The sequence below is a fragment of the Aeromonas rivipollensis genome (assembly GCF_037811135.1).
GTDB classification, from domain to species: Bacteria; Pseudomonadota; Gammaproteobacteria; order Enterobacterales; family Aeromonadaceae; genus Aeromonas; species Aeromonas rivipollensis.
In genome coordinates this window covers 2671592-2692794 of sequence record NZ_CP149130.1, presented here as the reverse complement: position 1 = coordinate 2692794, position 21203 = coordinate 2671592, and the positions used below count along the sequence as shown (strand labels likewise).

The window sequence follows — 21203 nt, the reverse complement described above, 5'->3', positions numbered from 1 at the left end:
AAAAACAGATGAACAATATGATTTTGCTGTTGAAACAGCTGGAACGGCAGGGAGTGAAGCTGGCGCTGAACGACAAGGGCCAGCTTATCTCCCAGTCGAGCAAGGAGGCGGTGACACCGGCCATCGGTGCCACCATCAAGGCCCACAAGGATGAGCTGGTGCGCTGCCTGGCGGCCCGTGCAGCCTTCGAGGCACCTATCGTCGCCGAGGGCGCCCGGCAGGGGCCGCTCTCCTCGTCCCAGAGCGGGCTCTGGTTTATCGAGCAGTACGAGGAGGCTTCCCACCTCTACAACATGCCGGTCTATTTTCGCGTTAAGGGAGAGTTGGACACGGCGGCGCTGGAGTTTGCCTTCGACCACCTGTTTGCCCGCCACCCCAGCATGCGCACTCGCTTCATCAAGGACGAGGCGGGCAGGGGCGCGCAGGAGATCCTGCCCCACACGCCCTTCACGTTGCAGATTGAGGACGTGAGCGAGCAGCCGGCAGCCGAGCGGGAGGCCTATGTGGCCCGCCGGGTGCGCGAGGAGATAGGGCGCCCCTTCTCCCTGACCAAAGGGGATCTCAGTCGGGTGCACCTGATCCGGCTCGGCAGCCGCGAGCACGTGCTGCTGATCACCCAGCACCACATCATCTCCGACGGCTGGTCGGTCAAGAACATGTTCGCGGATCTCAAGCGCGCCTTTCTTGCCCACCAGAACCGCGAGCCTCTGCAGGTGAGCGAGCTGCCGCTCACCTACATCGACTATGCCCACTGGTTCAACTCGGACCGTTTTCTCGATTATCACGCCGAGTTCAAGCCGTTCTGGGTCGACCGGCTCGGTGGCAGCCCGGAGGTGCACGGTCTGCCGCTCGACAAGCCGCGCCCGGCCCATCAGGACAGCGGCGGCGAGCTGGTCTTCTCCACCATCGACAACGATCTGTGGGAAAGCTTCAAGCGCCTCTGTCAGCGCCACAGCACCTCCAACTTCATCGGTCTGCACGCCCTCTTTGCCCTGCTGATGGTGCGCCAGAGCGGCGAGAAGGAGGTGGTGATCGGCACCCCGCTCGCCTATCGCGAGCGCCACGAGATCGAGTCGCTGGTGGGCTTTTTCGTCAATACGCTGGTGCTGCGCACTCAACTCAGCGGCAAGCCCAGCTTTGTCGACTATCTGCAGCAGTGCCGGGAGGAGGATCTGGCGGCCTTCGATCACCAGCTCTACCGCTTCGAGGCGCTGGCCGAGGCCATCGGTGCCGATCGCACTACTGCCATCAACCCCATCTTCCAGATCATGCTGGTCTATCAGGCCAAGGTGGACTTCAACGATCTCATCCCCGGCTGCCAGCTGGTGGAGGAGACCTCGCCTGTGCTGCCGGCCAAGACCGACATCTCGGTCAAGGTGACCGAGCTGATGGACTCCGTCAGAGTGGACTGGCTGTTTGCCACCGCCCTGTTCGAGCGAGAGACCATCCAGGCTCTTGCCGATCGCCTGCTGTACCTGATGCGCGCCGTGGTGGCGGCCCCCGAGACCGACATCTGGCAACTGCCGCTGGAGGCGGGCACCGATCAGGCGGCGATGGCCGCACAGCTTGCCGACCTGCCGCCGGATTACCCGAGCCGTGACACCCTGCTCTGCCATATCGAGCGGCGGGCTATTCAGTTGCCGGACGCGCTGGCGGTCAGCGACAGCGCTGATGCATTGACCTATGGCGAGCTGGAGGTGCGTGCCAACCGGCTGGCTCACTGGCTGCAGGCTCAGGGGGTCACCCCGGGCGCCGCCATCGGCATCCAGGCCAGACGCGATGTCGCCTTCGTTATCGCGTTGCTCGCCTGCTGGAAGGCGGGGGCAGCCTATGTGCCCCTCGACCCTGCCTATCCCGCCGAGCGGCTGGCCCATATCCTTGGCGACGCCAGTATTGCGCTGGTGCTCGGGGGAGAGCCGGATGCCCGGCTTGCCGAGGCCATCAAGGGCACAGATGCCGGTTACCACAACCTGCACCAGCTTGCGCTGGACAAGATGCCAACCAGCACGCCCGCACTGCCTCGGGACGCCGCCATGCTGGCCCAGATCATCTACACCTCCGGCAGCACCGGCCTGCCCAAGGGGGTCATGGTGGAGCAGGGCAGCCTGGTCAACCTGATGGCGGATCACGGTGAGCGCATCGCCCTTGATCAGGATGGGGCCATGTTCAACTGCATGTCCCTCTCGTTCGATGCGGGCAACATGACCAGCTTGCTGCCCCTGTACTGCGGCGCGGCCCTGCACTTCGGCGAGCCGGGGGAGGGGGTGATCAGTGCTGCGATCGCTTGCGCTGCCAGCCATATGATTTTGCCGACCGCCCTGCTCGCGAATCTGCTGCCACCGACGGATCTCGGCTCCCTCAAGGCCATCGGTTTTGGCGGCGAGGCGTGCCCGAGCAGCCTGGTGGAGCGTTGGGGGGCGCGGGTGGCACTCTTCAACATGTACGGCCCGACCGAGTGCACCGTCACCGCGCTCTGCGCTCGGCTCACCCCGGGGGCGCCCATCACCATAGGTCGCCCCGTCAACAACCTGAAGGCGCTGATCCTGGACGAGGCGGGCAACCTCTGCCCGGTGGGGGTGCCAGGCGAGCTCTGCCTGGCGGGGCTGGGGCTGGCTCGCGGATACCTCAATCTGCCGGAGCGCACCGAGGAGGCCTTTATCGAGCTGGCGCTGGCGGAACGTACCCATCGCCTCTATCGCACCGGCGATCGGGCCCTGCTGCGCCGCGACGGCAACATCCAGTATCTGGGCCGGATAGACAAGCAGATCAAGCTGCGCGGCTATCGTATCGAGCCGGGTGAGATAGAGACCCGGCTCGCCGAATTGTGCCCGGTCATCCGCCAGATCAAGGTGGTGGTGCAGGAGGGGCGCCTGCTCGCTTACGCCTGTTTGCAGGCCGGGGCGAGCGAGCCCGACGGCGATGCCCTGCTGCAGCGGGCCGGCGAGTGTCTGCCCGAATACATGGTGCCGGCGCGCCTCTGCTGGCTGCCCGAGATGCCGCTCACCCCCAACGGCAAGCTGGACTTGCGCCGCCTGCCCGCCATCGTCTGGCAGCAGAGCAAGGGCGAGCCGCAAAACGAACTGGAGCAGACAGTGCTCGCCATCTGGCAAGGGGTGCTCAAGCAACCGCTCGGGGTGGAGGATGACTTCTTCCGCTTAGGCGGTGACTCCATCCTCAGCATCCAGCTCACCACCAGGCTGCGGGATGCGGGACTGCACTGCAGCGTAAAGGACGTGTTCGAAGCCAAGACGGTGCGCCGCCTCTGCCGCCAGCTCGGCCAGCAGCAGGCAGTCAGCCACAGGAGCGAGCAGGGCAGCCTGACCGGCGAGTTCCCGCTCCACCCCATCCAGCACTGGTTCTTCGAGCAGGGCTTTGCCAAGTCCGGTCACTGGAATCAGGGGGTGATCCTGCGCCTGCCGGCCGGGGTGGACGATGAGGCCCTGCGCGGCTGGCTGGATGCCCTGCGCCAGCACCACGATGCCCTGCGCCTGGCGGTGACCCCGACCGGCCAGCGCTACCTGGCCGAACTGCCATTGCCGCCGCTGCCGACCCTGGATGCCGCCAATCTCGATGAGGCCGGGCTGCAGGCCCGCCTGACCGAGCTGCAGGGGGATCTCGACCCTGCCAGCGGCCATACCCTGGCCTGGGCTCGCCTGCGCAATCTCTCCCTCGAGGGGGAGAGCGAGGCGGTGGAGGGGCTCTTCCTCGCCTTCCATCATCTGGTCATCGATGCGGTCTCCTGGCGCATCCTGGCCGAAGATCTGGCACGGGTGAGCAGGGGCGAGCCGCTGCCTGCCAAGGGCAGCAGCTATCGCCAGTGGGGCGAGGGGCTGGCGGCCTACGCCAAACGGGAAGAGGAGCAGCTTGGCTTCTGGCTGGCTCAGGGGGAAGGCAGCCAGGGTCACCTGCTGGAAGCGGCGCGTGCCACCGATGGCCGCGCCGCCGCCAGCCTGCTGCAACTGAGTCAGGAGACCACGGCCCGTCTTATCGACACCGCCAACCAGGCTTACTTCACCCGGGTGCCCGACCTGCTGCTGGCGGCACTGACTCGTACCCTGAGCGAGCTGGGTTACGGCAACCGTCACTGCGTGATGTTGGAAGGCCACGGCCGTGAGGCCATCGATGCTGAACTAGACGTGAGCCGCACCCTGGGCTGGTTCACCAGCACCTACCCGCTGGCGCTGGCGGATGCCGGGGCGTGGGATGCGCTGGTGTGCGCCACCAAAGAGCAGCTGCGCGCCGTGCCGGACAAGGGGGTGGGCTTCAACGCCCTGCGGCTGCACCACCCTCGTGGGTCTGAGCTGCCCCAGGCCCTGTTGGTCTTCAACTACCTGGGGGTCAGCCATCAGGGCGAGGCCGCTCAGCCCTGGCACCCCCTGCCGCTGGCACCGGGGGCACCCAGTTCCCCTGACAACCTGCCGAGGGAGCTGGTGAGCCTGCACGGGGGCGTCTACAACGGCCGCCTCACCCTGCGCCAGGTGGGCGCCCTCAACCAGCAAGGGAGCGACGCCCTGATGGCGCGGCTGGCGGACAACCTGACGGCGCTGGTGGAACACTGCTGCGCCCAGAAGGCCCCGCGCCATACCCCGAGCGACTTCCCGGAGATCGCTCTCTCGCAAGCTGCGCTCGATCGGGTGCTGAGCGGGCGCGAGGTGGAGACATTGCTGCCCATGACCTCGCTTCAGCAGAGCATGTTCCATCACAGGGCGCTGGCGCCTCGTGACACGGCTTACCACCTGCAGACCGAGATGGAGTACCGCCAGCCACTGGACCTGGCCGTCTACCGTCAGGCCTGGCAGGGGCAGATCGCCCGCTGGCCGGCCCTGCGCAGCGAGCTGGTGCTGGCGGACGGGGTCGCGCTCCAGCGCATCCTCAAGCATGCCGAGTTGCCATTCCACTATGAGGACTTGTCTGAAGTGGAAAATGCAGAGGCACGGGTCCAGGCCTACCGGGAGCAGGATCTGGCCCGCCCGATCCCGCTCGAGCAAGCCCCCCTGCTGCGCCTTGCCTGCTTCAAAGTGGCCCCCGATCACCACAAGGTTGTCTTCAGCGCCCATCATGGCGTACTGGATGGCTGGAGCGGCCCCGTGTTGCTGGGGTCCTTGCATCGCGGCTATCAGGCGCTGATGAACGGCCTGCTGCCGCAGGGCGAGCCGGATACCGCCTGGCTCGAATTTGGCCGCCATATCGCGAGCCAAGCCCGCAGCGCCGAGGCTTACTGGCAGGGGCGGGGCGAGCTGCTGGCAACGCCTAACGATCTCGCCTGCCTGTTCGGGGTGACCCTGGACGCTCGCTCAAGCGGGCGCCATACCCAGCAGCGACCGGCGGTGTGCGCCACGGCGCTGCCGACCGAGGTGGCTACCTTGCTCGCCCACCGTGCCCGCGACCTTGGGGTGACCGCGGGCCTCTTGGCCCAATATGCATGGCACCGTCTGCTGGCTCGCCGCTCTGGCGATGCTGTCACCCTGGTGGGCAACGTGACCCCGGGCCGGGACTATCCCATCGAGGGGATCACCGCGAGCGTCGGGCTCTACATCAACAGCCTGCCGTTGGCGCTGGAGTGGCGCACCGAGCTGACCCTGGCCGAGCATATCGCCCAGTTGCAGACGGATTTGATGGCGCTCAATGAGCACGGCACCCAGTCGCTGGCGGCGCTGACGAAAGGTAGATCGCGTCTCTTCCAGAGCCTGTTCGTGTTCGAGAACTACCCCATGCCGGCGGTCCCTGCCACCCCCGAACCCTACCAGCTGGTGCCGCAGTTTGGCGCCGTGGTAGAGAAGGTGGAGCTTCCTCTGTCGCTCGTGGTCAGCAGCCGGGGCGAGACGCTCCAGCTGCGCCTCGAGTTCGACGGCGAGCAGATCCCCGAGGCCCAGGCCGAGGCGGTGCTGGCTGACTGGCGGGCCGAGCTCGGCTGGCTGGCGCAGGCGGATCTTAACCAGCCGGCCAAACCGGCGGCGGCCGCGTCGTCCCCGGCGATGGCACAAGGGGCAGCCACAAGAGCAGAGTCCGACCAGGCTCAGCCACCGGCCGAGGCCCGCGCGCTGGTGGCCCTGTGGGAGCGCCATTGCGGCGTGCCCGGCATCTGGCAGCAAACCTTGATGGATCTGGGAATAGACTCGGTGCAGCAGCTCGCCCTGCTGGCGGCCCTCAACGAGGCGCTTGCGCAGGATCGGGTGCCACTCACCCTGCAGACCCTCAAGGCCCATCCATCCCCCAGCCGGCTCTATCGCCACTGGCTGGTGCGCCAAACGGAGGCCGTATCATGACAGTGACCATCAGGCATGAGGTCCCGGCCATACAGGCCCGGCCCGCCCCCCTCGAGGGGGCGGCCAATCTGGGCAAACGGCTGGCGGCATGTCTGGCCGCCACCCCGCTGGCTCCCGCCATCCGTATGGGCGGGGAGGGCATCAGTGAGGGCGGATCAGATGAGCAGTGGCTTAGCTACGGCGCCCTCAATGATCGCGTGGGCCGGATTGCCGCTCGCCTGCAGGGTCTGGCGGTGGGGGAGCGGGTCGGTCTCTATCTCTCCCGCAGCCCCGATCTGGTGGCCAGCCTGCTGGCTTGCCTGCGCCTCGGTCTCTGCTTCGTGCCCCTTGAGCCGGACTTTCCGCTGGCGCGGCTGCAGGGGATCGCCCGTCAGGCGCGCCTGTCGGCGGTGATCTGCGACGACGAGGTGGGGGCCCCGGATTTCGGTTGTCCCCTGCGCCCCCTCAAGGGGCCGGCCCCTGGCGGGACCCTCTCCTGGCCCAGGGTGGATGACGCCCTGGCCGCCTACATGATGTTTACCTCGGGCTCCACCGGCGAACCCAAGGGGGTGGTCATCAGTCGGCGGGCCCTGCTCTGCTTCCTCGACGGGATCCGCGAGCGGCTCGGACTTTCCCCGAACTGTCACTGGCTCTTTATCACCACCCCGGCCTTCGACATCTCCCTGCTGGAGATGCTGGGGCCGCTCTGGGGCGGTGGCCGGCTGACGGTGGCCGGTGGCGAGCACAACAAGGATCCCCTGGGGATGCTGGCGCTGCTCGAGGCCGACCCCTCCATCAACTGGCTGCAGGCCACCCCGGCCTGCTGGCGCATGCTGCTCAAGGCCGGTTGGCAGGGGCGCCATACCCTCACCGCCCTGTGCGGCGGCGAGGCGCTGGACTCAGGGTTGGCCGAGCAGCTCTGTGCCCGCACCCGGCGGCTGTGGAACTGCTATGGGCCGACCGAGGCCACCGTCTGGTCCCTGGTGAGCGAGGTGATCTGGCCACCGACTGATGGCCAGATCACCATCAGCCACAGCCTGCCCGGCTATCGTCACTGGGTGCTGGACGAGGCGGGGCAGCCGGTGGCAGAGGGGGAGTGCGGCGAGCTCTGTATCGAGAGCCCGGCCCTGTGCGAGGGGTACTGGCGCAAGCCTGCCCTGACGGCGGCGGCCTTCCTGCGGGTCGATGTCCATCGCCTCTATCGCACCGGCGATCGGGTGCGGCGGCTGGGGGCGGACCGCTTCCTCTATCTGGGGCGGCGCGACGATCAGGTCAAGCTGCGGGGCTTTCGCATCGAGCTGGGCGAGGTGGAAGCGGGCCTTCGCCGCCAGGCCGGGGTGCAGGAGGCGGCGGTGCGCCTGGTGGGCGAGGGGGACGACGCCATGCTGGTGGGCTATGTGGAGGCCAGGGCCGGGGTGGCCCTCAATCGGCTGGCCCTGCGCAAGGGGCTGCAGGCGACGCTCCCTCACTACATGGTGCCGGCGCGGCTTATCCTGCTGGATGCCCTGCCCAAGACCGGCAGCGGCAAACTGGATAGAAAGGCGCTGCCCTTGCCGGAGTAGGCGCCGCACAGCAGATAAAAGGAAGCCCGCAAATGCGGGCTTCTTTGTGGGCGGTCAATCACGCGGACTTATTGGGTGATGGGGGCCGCGTCCGGCTTGGCGAGCAGTTGCTCGACGTCGTCGATGACCCTAAGGGCCGCCTGGGGGCCGCCGGTGGAGGTCCACAGCGACCCGTCCACGGCGCCGAAGCGCTTGCCCTTGATGGCGCCGAGCTGCTGGAAGGCCGGGGTCTGCTCGGCTTGCTTCATGGCATCTACCGCATCGCCGCTGGCGCTGAGGGTGCCGATCACCAGCCAGTCGCCGTCCAGCAGGTTGAGGGACTCCAGGCTCAGGGCCGGGGAGTGGGGGCTCTTGTCGCCTATCTGGTGGGCAGGGCGAGCCAGCCCCATCTCGGTGACCACGCTGCTGGCGAAGGTGCCGCCATGCATGTAGCTCGGCCCCTTGGGGTTCCAGCGCACTATGCTCACCTGCTCCCCCTGGTGCTTGGCAAGCTTGCTGCGGGCCTCTGCCAGGCGGGCGTCATACCGGGTGAGGAAGGCCTTGGCCTCGGCTTCCTTGTTCATCACATTGGCGCTGCGGTTGAACACGGTCTTCCAGGGATCGCCCCAGTTGCCGGTGACGACGGTGGGGGCTATCTCCTTGAGCAGGGCCAGCAGCTCTGGCTTGGTCTGGCCGGTCAGGATAAGGTCGGGCTCCAGATCGATGAGTTTCTCCAGATTGGGGTTGTCCAGATCGCCGACCACTGCTATCTCCTTGCCCGCCTTGTCCAGCAGATAGCGGGGCAGGGTGGACTGGCCGCGGCCGTTGACGGTGCCGACCGGTTGCACCCCCAGGGTCAGGGCGCTGTCGAGATCGAGCTCGCTCAGCACCACGACGCGCCGGGGATCATCGGGGACTGTCTGGGACTGGCCGTTGGCATCGAGCACCTGGCGAGTACCGGCCTGGGCCTGAAAGCCGACCAGACTGGCCAGCACGAGCGCGGCTGCCAGGGGGGAGAAGATCTTCATGGTTACATCCTTAATGGGTGAAATCGGCGGCACTCTTGGCCCATGCCGGGCGGCCCCTGTTGGTCGTGCCTGCCAGTCAGCCTAAAACCGGGGTCCAAATGGGCGGGGACATGCTACCACAGAAGCTCAAGTGAGAAACATTGTCATTTGTATTTGTGGTGCCAGCCCTGGCGATTTTGTTACCATAAGGCTCCATTGCGAGGAGCCCTGATGCCCCCCTTATCCCCTATCACTCCCTTCCTTCTGCAACGGGATCGCCTGCTGCTGCCGGGTACGTCCCCATTGACCCTCCATCGCATCTGCTTCGATGCCGCCGCCTTTACCCCCGCCTGCTTCGAGGCCCTGGGCATGGCGCTGCCCGCCAGCCTGCAAGGGGCAGCCCCCAAGCGGTTGGGGGAGTTTCTGGCGGGACGCCTCGCGGCCCGTGAGGCCCTGCGCCCCTTCGGACTGGGCGCGCATGGGGTGGCCATCGGGAGCGCCCGCGAGCCGCTGTGGCCTGTGGGGATGGAGGGGAGCATCAGCCACAGCCAGCTGGCGGGGCAGGGGGTGGCGCTCTGCGGGGTGCGCCCCGCCCAGGGGGGGATGGGGCTGGATCTGGAGGCCTGGCTCGAGGCCGACCAAGGGGCGCAGCTCTGGCCCGGCATCGTCGATGAGGATGAGTGGGGGCGGCTGGAGGCCGGGGTCCGCTCGCTCGGGCTCGACAGAGCCCGGGGGCTGACCCTGGTGTTTTCCGCCAAGGAGAGCCTGTTCAAGGCGCTCTACCCCAGGGTGGGGCGCTATTTCGACTTTCTGGATGCCCGCTGGCTGGGGATGACGGATCAGACCCTCACCCTCGAGCTTAAGGTCCCCCTGGCGCCGACCCTGCCGGCCGGTTGGCGCTGTACCCTGCGCTGGCAACCGCTGCCGGGGGGCGTGCTCACCACCTTGCTGCTGTGAGCGGCGCCCGGGCTCCCGTGCCCCGCCACTGCCCAGACAAAGAAACCGCCATCAGGCGGTTTCTTGCTATCTCTCTCAGGCCGACTGCTTGCTCGGGGCCGTATCCTGGCGCCGGCGCGGTACCTCTTCACAGCGCCTGCGGGGCACTATGACAGGGGCGCCATCGCCGGGGGCGTGCAATATGTCCACGTCTGTCTGGTAGAGACGATCGATGAGGGACTTGGTCACCACCTCCCGGGCCGGGCCCATGGCCTGGATGCCGCCGTCCCCCAGGGCAATCAGCTCGTCGCAGTAGCGGGCGGCGGTGGCGAGATCATGGATGACGATGAGCACCGTCTTGCCCTCGGCGGCGACCCTGTGGATGGCCTCCATCACCTCGGTCTGGTGGCCTATGTCCAGGGCGCTGGTGGGCTCGTCCAGCAAGATGAGATCCGCATCCTGGGCCAGCACCATGGCGAGCCAGACCCGCTGGGCCTGGCCGCCGGAGAGCGAATTGGCGCTCTGCTGCCAGATGGCATCGAGCTGCATCCGCTGCCTGGCCCAGTCCACCATGCGGGCGTCCTCCTCGCTCCACTGGGTGAACCAACCCTGATGGGGATGGCGGCCGTACTGCACCAGCTGTTCGACCCGGATGCCAGGCGGCACCAGGGGGCGCTGGGGCAGGTAGGCCAGCTCCCGGGCCAGGGCCTTCATGCCATAGCTACCCAGGGGCCTGCCCTTGAGCAGTATCTCCCCGGACTGGGGCTGCTCCTGGCCCGCCAGCAGTTTGAGCAGGGTGGACTTGCCACCCCCGTTGGGGCCGACGATGCCCACCAGCTTGCCTTTGGGCAGGGTGAAGGAGACGTCGTCAAACACGGGCTTGTGCTGATAGCCGAAACGCAGGTTATTCACGCAGAGGGTCATAGGAGGGCCCCTTGTCGGTCTTGGAAAAGGATGGAGTGCATCATCAGTCGGCTCTCTGCCTGTCTTTGATAAGGATGAACAGCAGCAGCAGGCCGCCGAGGATACGGGTCATGATGCCGGTGGCCACCTCGTGGGGGCTGGCCAGCACCCGCACCAGGGTGTCGCTGGCGAGCAGCATCAGGGCGCCGCACAGGGCCGCAATCCAGAGCGGCACTATGCGATCCCGGGAGAGCCAGGAGGCGAGTATGGGGGCCGCCATGGCGATGAACACCACGGGGCCGCCGATGGCGGTGCCAAGGGCCGCCACCAGTATGGCCTGGGCCAGCACCCCGAGCTGCACCCGGTTCACGTTGACCCCCAGGGTTCTGGCGGTGACGGGCCCTAGGCGCAGCACGCCGAGGGCGCGGGAGAGATAGAGGATCCAGGGGCAGATGAGCAGGATCAGTATCCCCACCGGCAGCACAGTGCCATAGCCCTGGCCGACGAAGTTGCCCATGTTCCAGAGGTAGAGGCTGGTGAGGTGCACCAGGGACTGGGTGGACATGGCGAACTGGCCGATGGCGTTCATCAGCTCGGAGACGCCTATGCCGATCACCACGAACAGGTAGCCCTGCTCCCCCGGCTTGTTGCACAGGGCATAGAGCACGGCGGCGGCAAACAGGGCACCGAAGGGCGCGGCCCACCAGGGCCAGCTGCCCAGGGTCAGATAGAGGGAGAAGATGATGATGGCCAGGGAGGCCCCCTCGTTGACCCCTATCATGTCTGGGGTGGCGAGGCGATTGCGGACCAGGGTCTGCACCAGGCAGCCGGAGAGGCCCATGGCGGCGCCGGCCACCAGCACGGCGACGATGCGCGGCAGCCGGATCTTGAACACCGTCACCTGGTCGAGCCGGCTCCCCTCCCCAAGCAGTGTCTGGACGACACCCATCATGGTGATCTTGCCGGAGCCCAGGGTCAGGGCCAGCAGGGAGAGCAGCACCAGTGCGACGATCAGCGCGAGGGTGATAAGCCAGGCGCGGCGCTCCAGCAGCAGGGTGCGGCGGCCGAGGCGCAGGCAGAGGGTGCCGGTGGGGACTGGGGTCTCGGGCAGGGGGGCCCTCATGTTTATGGCGTTATTCATGGGAGGGCACCTTATTTGACGGCCAGCAGGGAGCGGAAGCCGCCGCTGCGCACCACCAGGATGAGCACGGGGGCGCCGATCAGCGCCAGAATGACGCCGTTGGGCAACTCGAACGGCTGCAGCAGCCAGCGCGCCAGTATGTCGGCACCGAGCAGGAACAGCACCCCGAACAGGGCGGAGAAGCGCACCTGGATGGCCAGGCGCACCGGCTCCACCAGGCGGGCGCAGTAGGCGGCGAGGAAGCCGACGAAGCCGATGGGACCGGCGATGGCGATGGCGCAGGCGGTGAACAGGGTGGCGGCCAGCAGCACGCCGATGCGCACCCGGGTCGGCCGGATGCCGAGCGCCTGGGCCTGGTTGTCCCCCATCTGCATCAGGGTGAGCTGACGGCAGAGCGCCAGAGTCAGCAGCAGGGCGGCCAGCGCGAAGGGGATCACCGTCAGCACGGACTCCAGGCTGGAGGCGGCGAGCGACCCTAAGTTCCAGAAGCGGAACTGTTCCAGCACTACCCGGTTGGAGAGCAGCAGGAAGTTGGAGAGGCCGCCGAAGGTGGCGGAGAGGGCGACCCCCACCAGGATGAGCTTGAGGGGGTTGGAGCGCCCTACCATGAGGCCGAGACCCAGCACTATGAGGTTGCCGAGCAGGGCCCCCATGCCGGACCAGAGCAGGTAACCGTAGGCGGATTCGACACCGAAATAGGTCAGCCCTATCACCAGGGCGAAGACGGCACCGGCGTTGACCCCGAGCAGGCCGGGTTCGGCCAGGGGGTTGCGGGTGGCGCTTTGCAGCATGGAGGCGGCGAGTGCGAGACAGACCCCCACCACCAGGGCCGCCAGGGTGCGGGGCAATCGCAATGTATTGACTATCATGGCGAGTTTTTCATCGGCCACCAGGGCGGGATCGCCCAGCAGGAAACCGGCGACCTCGCGGCCACCATAGACACCGGCGCCGGTGGCCAGTGACAGAGAAATCAGTAGTAAGAGGAGCAGCACTCCGAGCCAGAACAGCTGAGCTTGGTATCTGAGCACGCAACAACTCCTTTGATAGGGGCAGTAGAAACGCAAAAAGGGAGCCCCGATCTCGGGGCTCCCGCTGGGAGAGCTTACAGCTTGTAATCGACACCTGCGTAGACGGTGCGTCCTTCCAGGATGAAGTCGGCGTCGGTGGCCACCTCGTCACGCTTGGTGTTGGTGAGGTTGGTGATGCCGAGCTTGAAGTCCAGCGCCGGGGTGACGGTCCAGTTGGTGTTGACGTCCAGGGTCTGGTAGTGCTTGGAGGTGAACGCCTGGGAGTTGCGGGCCGGTACCTTGAGCACCTGGCTGCCAACGTATTGCCAGGCCAGGTTGGCGCTGACGAGCTCGCTCGCCTGCCAGTCCAGGCCGAGGTTGCCGGTGTGATCCGGGGTCTTGGCCAGATCGTCCCCAGTGCTCCTGTCCACTGAGTCCAGCAGGGTGAAGTTGCCGGTCAGCTTCACGTTGTCCAGCACGTCGACCCAGCCGGTCAGCTCCAGACCCTTGATGCGGGCCTCCTTGACGTTGAGGTAGGTCATCACGGTCGGACGGTAGCCCGGGCCCCACTGATCGCTCTGGATCAGATCCTCGATCTCGTTGTGGAAGCCGGTCACCCCGGCGCCGAAGCGCGCGGCCTCGTAGGCGGTGCCCAGCTCGTAGCTGACGGCGGTTTCCGGCTTCAGATCCGGGTTGCCGATGACCTGGCAGGCGCCGCGACAGGCGGTAGTGGAGAAGCCTTCGCTGGACTGGGCCAGAGTCGGGGCCTTGAACGCCTTGCCGGCGCCCCCCTTGATCACCCACTCGTCGGTCAGGGTGTAGAGGGCATAGGCGCGCGGGCTGAACTCGGTGCCATAGGTCTCGTGGTGATCCAGACGACCGGAGAGGGTCAGGGCCAGATCGCCGAAGCCGAATTCATCCTGCAGGTAGACGGCGCTCTGGGTCGCATCCACGCTGCCATTGGCGATGTTGCGGCTGTGCTCCAGCTCTGTCTTGCGCAGCTCGGCACCGGAGGTGAGCAGGTGATCACCCAGGTAACCGCTGACCTGACCGTCCACAGTGTTGTTGGTCTGGGTGACATCGGCGGCGCCGCCATTGAGCTGGGAGTCATCCATCAGATCGATTTGCTCGAAGTAGTAACGAGCGCGGCTGTCGAAGTGCTCCCAACGGCCGTTGTGGGTCAGCCCCAGACTCAGGCGATCCAGGTTCTGCACGTTGTGGGGGGTGGCCGGTGCGGTCGGGGCGCGGGGCACGTTGTTGAAGTAGCTGTCCATGTCGTTCTGGTTGTAACCCAGATCGAAGTCGATGTCCTGGTTGTCTGCCACCAGCCACTTCAGGCTGGTCAGCACGTTGACCACTTCCCGTTTTTCCAGGGCATCGGCGTCCGGGTTGTTGGACTGATCGCTCTTCCAGTTGTCGCGCTGATAGCCTTCCACCACCACGCTGCCCAGCAGCTTGTTGTCGATGAGGGCGCCGGAAACATAGGCGCTGGCCTGGTTGGCATCGCCGCCATCTCCCTTGGTGGGCATGCTGTGGGTGTAACCGACGGCGGCCTCGGTCTTCTCCCTGGCCTGGCGCAGGATCACGTTGACCACGCCGCCCAGGGCATCTGCCCCGTATAGGGAGGAGACGGGGCCACGGATCACCTCGATGCGCTCGATGGCGGCCATGGGGATGGAGCTCAAGTCGAAGTCGTTGCCGTAGGCGCTGCCCAGGGTCTCGCGGGCGTTGACCCGCTTGCCGTTGATCAGCAGCAGGGTGTAGTCACCCCCCATGCCACGGATCTTGATCTCGTTGCGGCCGGTGGGGTTGGTGGAGACGATGTTGACACCCGGCACGTGCTTGAGGGCATCGCCGATGTTGTTGACGTTCATCTTGTCCAGATCGGCACGGGTCACCACCGAGACGCTGGCCGGGGCGGACAGCTCGGTGTGCTTGGTCTGGGTGGCGGTGACCACCATGGTCTCGTTGGCCTTGACCGACTCTGCCTGGGCCAGGCCAGGTACGGCCAGCAGGCCGAGGGAGAGCAAAATCGGGTTCAAACGAAATACGCCATGCTGCAACTGCATTGTCAAAACTCCATGAATAAACAGAGGTTATGGGGTAGGGCGCTGTGGGCCCAAATGCTCACTGACTTCCTTGTCTGGCAGTACCAGAGGCAGGATTATTGTTATCTCTTGCTCGCTCCAGCCCCCGGATGAGGAACCAGACGCCGGCACAGGCCAGCAGGCCGCAGCCGATGTTGATCCAGGCCAGGGTGGAGAAACCCTGCAGGGCGCCGCTCTCGTCCGAGATGAGAAACTTGGCCGACAGCAGGCTGCCGAGCCCGGCCGCCACATTGGTGACGGTGCCCTGGAAGGACATGAAGGCGGCGCGCTGATGGGGGGCCGGAATGGCCGCCGTGATGGCGAGGGTGGTGCTGGCGCGGGCCGAGCTCAGCGCCATGAAGAGGGTGAACAGCAGGTAGACGGGCAGGCCGACCGGCATGGCGAAACCGAGCAAAGTGATCAGCGCCAGCAGCAGGCTGGTGAGCAGTATGGCGCCCTGGGCACGGCCCTGATCTATCCAGCCGCCGCACAGGCGCATGGTGGCCATGCTGGCGAGGCCGCCGCACAGATAGAGGGCGGCGATCTGCTCGCGCGGGAAACCGAGGTTGAACTGGAAGTAGTTGGCAAAGTGCGGGATCAGCAGGAAGTGGCCGAACATCTGCAGGCAGAGGATGCACAGGGCCCCCTGACAGAGCGGTGACCCCAGCAGCTGGCGCAGCCCCTGGCCCTGCGGGGCGCGGGTGACCGGCAGTGAGGGCAGCAGCCGGGCGCAGAGCAGGGCCAGCAGCAGGCCGCTCGCGCCAAACAGCAGGAAGGGGCTCTGCCAGCCGAGCCACTGGGCCAGCACCAGGGCGACGGGCACGATCAGGATGGCGGCAAGTGAAAACGCCATCCCCACGTAGGCGAGGCGGCGTCCACGCTCGGCGGGGGGCACGAGATCCAGCACGGCGGCCATCAGGATGGCGGCAAGGGGCCCGGCCACACAGCCGGACAGGATGAAGAGCAGCAGCAGTTGCAGGCTGTCTTGCACCAGGGCGCAGGCCATCAGCAGCAGGAAGCGCAACGTCAGCAACAGGAGCAGGGCGGGTTTGCGGTTGACCCGATCGAGCCAGGGGGCGGCCAGGAGTCCCATCAGGGCGGCCCCCAGGGTGGCGCCGCCACTGAAGTAACCGGTCTGCTCCGGGGCCATGCCGAGGCTTGTCACCAGATCCGGCCCGAGGGGCATCACCATCATCATGCTGCCCATAGAGAGCATGTTGATCAGCAGGGCCAGATGGATGGCTGCAGGGGAGGAGACGACAGGTTCTGGCTTCATCAGAGGCTGACTCGAAAAAATGAGTCCGAATTGTATCCGAGGGATATTGTTGTGACAACAAATGATAACCATTTTTATTTGTATTGAGTGGTCTCTCAATGAGTCTTTTGTTTGGGCTCGAAAACGAGCCGGATAAGGACCTCCATGACACTGTCATGGGCCAGACAGCTTGCCCCTTGCCATTGCAATCGGGGCGCCATGGCCCATGATCGCAAGGAGTGATGAGAGAGGCGCCATGAGAGACGGCAAAAGGGACGGCAAGAGGGAGACGAGGATGAGAGCTTGGCGATGGTATTGGGTGCTCGGGTGCTGCGGGCTCTGGGCTTTGCCCTTGCGGGCCGAGGTGAAGGTCATATCGGTGTTTGAGGCAGAGGGGATGGTGCAGACCCTGAAGGAGCTATACCCCGAGCTTGGGGTCAGTGCCATGGGCAACCAGCTGGTGCTGAGCGGAACGCCCGCCCAGTTGCAGGAGGCCGAGAGGGTGCTGGATCGGCTCAATCAGCCACCCCAGAGTCTGCTCATTGAGTGGCGGGTGGCGGGAGCGTCCAGCAGCCGGCAGGCGGGGATAGGTATCGGCAATGACAACGCCAAACGGCAGTGGCTGCTGGAGGGGGGGGCCGAGGACTACCAGCGCACCCAGCAGGACAACTGGCAGGTGCGCGGCCTCTCGGGGCGGCCCGTGCTGCTGCAGATGGGCTCCTATCAGCCGGTCACCTTCTATCGCTGGCAGGGGGGGCGGGTGGTGGGCATGATGCCGCTGATGAACGGCCTCTACGCCACCGCCACCCTGATAGGGGACAGGGTACAGATAGCGCTCAGCAGCGAGCAGGCCAGGCTTGAGCGGGGTGACATCAAGACCGGGCAGAGCGCCACCGAGGTGAGCGGCGCCCCGGGGCAGTGGCTGACGGTGGGGGAACTCTCCACCAGTCAGGAGGGCCAGGGGGCCGCGCTGTCCAATCCGTCACGGGTCGGGGTGGCGAGCGGCAGTGAACACCAGACCCTGCAGATCCGGGTCACCCGCCAATGAGGCGGCCGACGGCGGCCATTAATGGGGTTGATCCCGGGTGTAATCCCGCAGCTGGCGGCTCTTGAGCAGATACCAGAGGGCCCAGAGGCTGGCGACCAGCACCAGGGCGGTGGGCCAGCTGAACGACCATTTCTGCAGATTGAGGCTGTGCAGCTGCATCAACAGACCGCTCGCGGTGGAGCAGAGCAACAGGCCCCGGCTGTGGCGTCTGAGCCAGGCCCGCGCACTCCTGGTCTGCTGGTAGGTGCCGCCGCAGGCGAGCAGCGCCAGCATGGCGGGCACGTCCGTCAGCAGGCTGATGTAGAGGCTCATCTTGTCCGGGTAGAAGAGGGTCAGGATGGCGCTGCCGCTCTCCCGGGTGACGCCGGCCATCAGAAACAGCCAGACCGAGCGGGTCAACAAGAGGGCGATGGGCCAGAACCAGAGCGGCGGGCGCAGCTGGCCGTGATCGTCATATCGATGTTCGGGGTAGAGGGTCATAAGGCCCGTTCCGGGGTTGAACTATTGATGCAGGGGGATATGGGGCGGCGAGATGCCCTTTGCAAGGCGGGGGAATTAATCGGGGGGCCATGCCCCCCAATCTCTGTTCAGCCTGTCTGACGCCGGATGGCGTTACAGCCAGCCCTTCCGCTTGAAGAAGAGGCCGGTGCCGAGCGACGACATCACCATCAGCACCAGGGACATCTGATAGCCATACTCCCAGGCGAGCTCCGGCATGCGGCCGAAGTTCATGCCGTAGATGCTGGCGATCAGGGTGGGGGGCAGGAAGATCACCGCGGCCACCGAGAAGATCTTGATCACCTTGTTCTGCTCCAGATTGGTCACCCCCATGGAGGCCTCCAGCTGGAAGTTGATCTTGTCGAACAGGAACTGGGTGTGGGGCAAGAGGGACTCCACGTCGTGCAACATCTCGTCGATCCACTTGTTCTGTTCCCCTGTCATCCGCTGGCGCAGGCTGCGTTTGAGGAAGCGCAGGGCACGGCGGGTATCGTGCAGGGAGAGACGGATTTGGCCGTTGGCCTCTTCCTGGGCCATCAGCTCCTTGAGCATGGAGTTGATCTGATCCGGCTCGAAGATCTGATCGGCGGTGTTCTCCAGGGTCTTGTAGCCATCCTCGATGAGGTCCGAGAGGTACTCCACCTTGAGGTTCTGCACCTCCAGCAGGATGTCGAGGGCGTTCTCCACCTCCAGCCTGTCCTGACGCATGTAGTGGCGCAGCAGGCGCACCAGGCCGATGTCATCCTCGCGAATGCTGATCAGCAGGTTGTTGCGCAGGGTAAAGGAGACGTGGACACCCTTGGTGTCGCGGCCGATCCGCTGGGGGAACAGGGAGTGGATGTGCAGACCATCGGTGTCCCAGTAGAAACGGGCGGAGGCCTCGATGTCGTCCAGCTCTTCCTTGTCGGGCACCTCTTCCAGGAAGAGGCCCGTCAACCATTCTCGCTCCGCCGTGTCCGGCTTGTAGGCATCCAGCCAGACGGTGTTGTCGGGGACTATGTCGTCCGGCCCGAGCGTGACTATGTCCAGCACCTTGTTATTGAGAATGTAGGCGGTGATCATCTGTCCCCCCTTAAGAAGTCGTGGGTAATCAGGGATGGTTGCACAGGTTCATGCGGCCCTAGATCGCACAGAAAGCGATCCCATGAAATAGCATAACGAGGCCGATGGACAACCTGAATGCGGCGAACTATACAGGGGCGGGCACCGCTTGTCAGGGGCTATTCATCGGGGGTTCAGCCTGTTTGCTCAAAAAAACGGCGAGGTCGGAGCAGCTGCCTGGGCCGGCATAACCCGGCCCGGACGGGGGAATGCCGAGAGGTAAATTGACCAGGATCCCTGGGATCTCAGGGATCACATATTGGGGTAGTTGGGGCCAGAGCCTCCCTGAGGTGGTGTCCAGACGATGTTCTGGGGCTGAGCATCCTTGATGTCACTAGCCGGTTTGCCTATCTCACATATTGGGATAGTTCGGCCCCGAGCCTCCCTGGGGCGGTGCCCAGGCGATGTTCTGGGGCTGAGCATCCTTGATGTCACACATCCGTTTGCCTATCTCACATATTGGGCGGATCCTCCCTGAGGTGGGGTCCAGACGATATTCTGGGGCTGAGCATCCTTGATGTCACAGGCCCGTTTGCCTATCTCACATATTGGGGTAATTGGGACCCGAGCCTCCTTGAGGCGGGGTCCAGACGATGTTCTGGGGCTGAGCATCCTTGGTGTCACACATCCGTTTGCCTATCTCACATATTGGGGTAGTTGGGACCCGAGCCTCCCTGAGGCGGGGTCCAGACGATATTCTGACTGGGATCCTTGATGTCGCAGGTCTTGCAGTGGATGCAGTTGGCCGCGTTGATCTGCAAGCGAGGCTGGCCCTCCGTCTCCGGGATCTCGGCCTCAATGATCTCAAAGACGCCGGCCGGGCAGTAGCGCTGGGCGGGCTCCGCCCAGGTGGGCAGGTTGACCGCCACCGGGATGCGCTCGTCCTGCAACTTGAGGTGGCAGGGCTGATCCTCGTCGTGGCTGGTGTTGGCCAGATACACCGAAGAGAGCTTGTCGAAGCTGAGTCGCCCGTCCGGCTTGGGGTAGTCGATGGGCTGGCAGCGGCTGGCCAGGCGCAGTTGGCGGTAGTCCGGCTCCTTGTCCAGCAGGGTAAAAGGAGAGGCGCGGGTAAACAGCCGTTGCTCCAGCCAGTTGAAGGCGCCGCCGAGCCAGGGACCGAAGCGGTGCAGGGCGGCGCCGAAGTTGCGGGCCGCGATCAACTCCCGGGCCAGCCAGCTCTGTTGCAGCGCATCGCCATACTCGGCGAGATCCCGCCCGCCCTCATCGCCACCGCGCAGGCTCATGGCGACAGTGCCGGCCGCCAGCATGCCGGACTTCATGGCGGTGTGAATGCCCTTGATGCGGGAGAAATCCAGGGTGCCCGCATCGCAGCCGATGAGCAGGCCGCCGGGGAAATGCATGCGGGGCAATGAGTGCCAGCCCCCCTTGGTGATGGCCCGGGCGCCGTAGCTGATGCGTTCCCCCCCCTGCAGTGTTGCGGCGATGAGAGGGTGGTGCTTGAGGCGCTGGAACTCGTCGAAGGGGCTGAGCCAGGGATTCTGGTAGTTGAGATCGACGATGAGGCCGACCGCTACCTGGTTGTCCGCCAGATGATAGAGGTAAAAGCCCCCCTGACTCTTGCTGCCCCGCAGCTCCCCGAGCGGCCAGCCGCTGCCGTGCAGCACTCGGCCGGGATGAGACTGACCGGCGGGCACCTGCCACAGCTCCTTGAAGCCGATGGCATAGTGCTGGGGTTGGTGCTGGGGCTGGGCGGTATTTTCCAGCTTGAACAGGGCGCCAAGCTGCTTGCCGAGGTGGCCGCGGGCCCCCTCGGCGAACAGGGTGTAGCGGCCATAGAGCGCCATGCCGGGCACGTGATCCGGCTTTGGGTTGCCCTCTTTGTCGAGACCCAGATCCCCTGTCAGCACCCCTCTTATCCTGCTCTCTTCCACTATGAGTTCACTCGCCGCGAAGCCGGGGTAGATCTCGACACCGAGCGCCTCGGCCTCCCGGGCGAGCCAGCGGCAGAGGTTGCCGAGGCTGATGATGTGGCAGCCGTCGTTGTGCATGCGCGGGGGCACAGCCCAGTTGGGCAGTTGCAGGGCGCGCGACGCGCTTTGCAGCAGATGGACCCGATCATCCGTGACCGGTACGCCGAGGGGCGCCTCTTGCCAGCGCGCCGGCAGCAGCTCCTTGAGGGCGACGGGATCGAGCAGGGCGCCGGAGAGCAGATGGGCACCCACTTCAGCCCCCTTCTCCAGCAGGCAGACCGAGAGATCCGGGGCCTGCTGCTTCAATGCGATGGCGGCACTGAGGCCAGCCGGGCCGCCACCGACGATGACGACATCAAATTCCATTGCTTCGCGTTCCATCTTGCCTCTGCGCTCGACTTGGCCTAGGGTAGTGCTGGTAGTTTACGTAAACGTAAACCATTTTGTCAGCATAAAAGTGTGAGGGTGCAAAATGGATTCACTCAACCGATACGAGGGATGAC

At 65.6% G+C, this 21203-nt stretch carries 14 protein-coding genes and 1 pseudogene; 4 read left to right on the top strand and 11 right to left on the bottom strand.

What is annotated here, in order from left to right:
• The first annotated feature begins 8 nt into the window (after positions 1-8).
• On the top strand, positions 9-6266 hold the full coding sequence (amoG, locus tag WIR04_RS12130; protein ID WP_338887193.1) for an amonabactin biosynthesis non-ribosomal peptide synthetase AmoG: 6258 nt from the start codon (positions 9-11) through the stop codon (positions 6264-6266).
• Entirely contained in the window at positions 6263-7807 is a 1545-nt protein-coding gene (amoH, locus tag WIR04_RS12125) for an amonabactin biosynthesis glycine adenylation protein AmoH (RefSeq protein ID WP_338887191.1), read from the top strand. The genes amoG and amoH overlap by 4 nt, the downstream gene beginning before the upstream one ends.
• Before the next feature lie 68 nt (positions 7808-7875).
• On the opposite strand, the gene WIR04_RS12120 is transcribed toward amoH, so the two are convergent.
• The gene (locus WIR04_RS12120) at positions 7876-8814 is read right to left on the bottom strand and encodes an iron-siderophore ABC transporter substrate-binding protein (RefSeq protein ID WP_338887189.1); all 939 of its coding nucleotides are present in this window, start codon (positions 8812-8814) and stop codon (positions 7876-7878) included.
• 210 nt (positions 8815-9024) lie between these two features.
• On the opposite strand from WIR04_RS12120, the gene WIR04_RS12115 reads away from it, so the two are divergent.
• On the top strand, positions 9025-9750 hold the full coding sequence (locus WIR04_RS12115) for a 4'-phosphopantetheinyl transferase family protein (protein ID WP_338887187.1): 726 nt from the start codon (positions 9025-9027) through the stop codon (positions 9748-9750).
• Positions 9751-9825: 75 nt separating this feature from the next.
• On the opposite strand, the gene WIR04_RS12110 is transcribed toward WIR04_RS12115, so the two are convergent.
• The 5 genes from WIR04_RS12110 to WIR04_RS12090 all read right to left on the bottom strand — a co-directional run bounded on the left by WIR04_RS12110 (position 9826) and on the right by WIR04_RS12090 (position 16143).
• Positions 9826-10653, bottom strand: coding sequence for an amonabactin ABC transporter ATP-binding protein (locus WIR04_RS12110; protein WP_338887186.1), 828 nt, complete (start codon positions 10651-10653; stop codon positions 9826-9828).
• A 43-nt stretch (positions 10654-10696) separates the two neighbouring features.
• Positions 10697-11755 (bottom strand): amonabactin ABC transporter permease subunit 1, encoded by a 1059-nt coding sequence (locus WIR04_RS12105; protein ID WP_420883465.1) that lies wholly within the window; start codon positions 11753-11755, stop codon positions 10697-10699.
• Positions 11756-11784: 29 nt separating this feature from the next.
• The gene (locus WIR04_RS12100; protein ID WP_307764607.1) at positions 11785-12801 is read right to left on the bottom strand and encodes an amonabactin ABC transporter permease subunit 2; all 1017 of its coding nucleotides are present in this window, start codon (positions 12799-12801) and stop codon (positions 11785-11787) included.
• Between the two features lie 74 nt (positions 12802-12875).
• Positions 12876-14849, bottom strand: a complete 1974-nt coding sequence (locus tag WIR04_RS12095; RefSeq protein WP_338887181.1) for a siderophore amonabactin TonB-dependent receptor — start codon at positions 14847-14849, stop codon at positions 12876-12878.
• 58 nt (positions 14850-14907) lie between these two features.
• Positions 14908-16143, bottom strand: a complete 1236-nt coding sequence (locus tag WIR04_RS12090) for an MFS transporter (RefSeq protein WP_338887179.1) — start codon at positions 16141-16143, stop codon at positions 14908-14910.
• Between the two features lie 274 nt (positions 16144-16417).
• Between WIR04_RS12090 and WIR04_RS12085 the strand changes: the two genes are divergently transcribed.
• Positions 16418-17170 (top strand): hypothetical protein, encoded by a 753-nt coding sequence (locus tag WIR04_RS12085; protein ID WP_338887177.1) that lies wholly within the window; start codon positions 16418-16420, stop codon positions 17168-17170.
• Positions 17171-17188: 18 nt separating this feature from the next.
• On the opposite strand, the gene WIR04_RS12080 is transcribed toward WIR04_RS12085, so the two are convergent.
• The 5 genes and pseudogenes from WIR04_RS12080 to WIR04_RS12070 all read right to left on the bottom strand — a co-directional run bounded on the left by WIR04_RS12080 (position 17189) and on the right by WIR04_RS12070 (position 21081).
• Entirely contained in the window at positions 17189-17650 is a 462-nt protein-coding gene (locus WIR04_RS12080; protein WP_025326692.1) for a DUF2919 domain-containing protein, read from the bottom strand.
• A gap of 132 nt (positions 17651-17782) precedes the next feature.
• Positions 17783-18730: a magnesium/cobalt transporter CorA gene (corA, locus tag WIR04_RS12075; RefSeq protein ID WP_005332981.1), complete on the bottom strand. Its 948-nt coding sequence runs from the start codon at positions 18728-18730 to the stop codon at positions 17783-17785.
• 291 nt (positions 18731-19021) lie between these two features.
• Positions 19022-19102, bottom strand: a pseudogene (locus WIR04_RS20950) (4Fe-4S dicluster domain-containing protein); the annotation flags it as partial.
• 19 nt (positions 19103-19121) lie between these two features.
• The gene (locus WIR04_RS20945; protein WP_374048940.1) at positions 19122-19208 is read right to left on the bottom strand and encodes a 4Fe-4S dicluster domain-containing protein; all 87 of its coding nucleotides are present in this window, start codon (positions 19206-19208) and stop codon (positions 19122-19124) included.
• A 202-nt stretch (positions 19209-19410) separates the two neighbouring features.
• Positions 19411-21081: an electron transfer flavoprotein-ubiquinone oxidoreductase gene (locus WIR04_RS12070; protein WP_338887174.1), complete on the bottom strand. Its 1671-nt coding sequence runs from the start codon at positions 21079-21081 to the stop codon at positions 19411-19413.
• Positions 21082-21203 lie beyond the last annotated feature (122 nt).

Coding starts and splice junctions, on each gene's coding strand:
- amoG (WP_338887193.1), top strand. CDS start 9: ATGAACAATATGATTTTGCTGTTGAAACAGCTGGAACGGCAGGGAGTG.
- amoH (WP_338887191.1), top strand. CDS start 6,263: ATGACAGTGACCATCAGGCATGAGGTCCCGGCCATACAGGCCCGGCCC.
- WIR04_RS12120 (WP_338887189.1), bottom strand. CDS start 8,814: ATGAAGATCTTCTCCCCCCTGGCAGCCGCGCTCGTGCTGGCCAGTCTG.
- WIR04_RS12115 (WP_338887187.1), top strand. CDS start 9,025: ATGCCCCCCTTATCCCCTATCACTCCCTTCCTTCTGCAACGGGATCGC.
- WIR04_RS12110 (WP_338887186.1), bottom strand. CDS start 10,653: ATGACCCTCTGCGTGAATAACCTGCGTTTCGGCTATCAGCACAAGCCC.
- WIR04_RS12105 (WP_420883465.1), bottom strand. CDS start 11,755: ATGAGGGCCCCCCTGCCCGAGACCCCAGTCCCCACCGGCACCCTCTGC.
- WIR04_RS12095 (WP_338887181.1), bottom strand. CDS start 14,849: ATGCAGTTGCAGCATGGCGTATTTCGTTTGAACCCGATTTTGCTCTCC.
- WIR04_RS12090 (WP_338887179.1), bottom strand. CDS start 16,143: ATGAAGCCAGAACCTGTCGTCTCCTCCCCTGCAGCCATCCATCTGGCC.
- WIR04_RS12085 (WP_338887177.1), top strand. CDS start 16,418: ATGAGAGCTTGGCGATGGTATTGGGTGCTCGGGTGCTGCGGGCTCTGG.
- WIR04_RS12080 (WP_025326692.1), bottom strand. CDS start 17,650: ATGACCCTCTACCCCGAACATCGATATGACGATCACGGCCAGCTGCGC.
- corA (WP_005332981.1), bottom strand. CDS start 18,730: ATGATCACCGCCTACATTCTCAATAACAAGGTGCTGGACATAGTCACG.
- WIR04_RS20945 (WP_374048940.1), bottom strand. CDS start 19,208: ATGTGTGACATCAAGGATGCTCAGCCCCAGAACATCGCCTGGGCACCG.
- WIR04_RS12070 (WP_338887174.1), bottom strand. CDS start 21,081: ATGGAACGCGAAGCAATGGAATTTGATGTCGTCATCGTCGGTGGCGGC.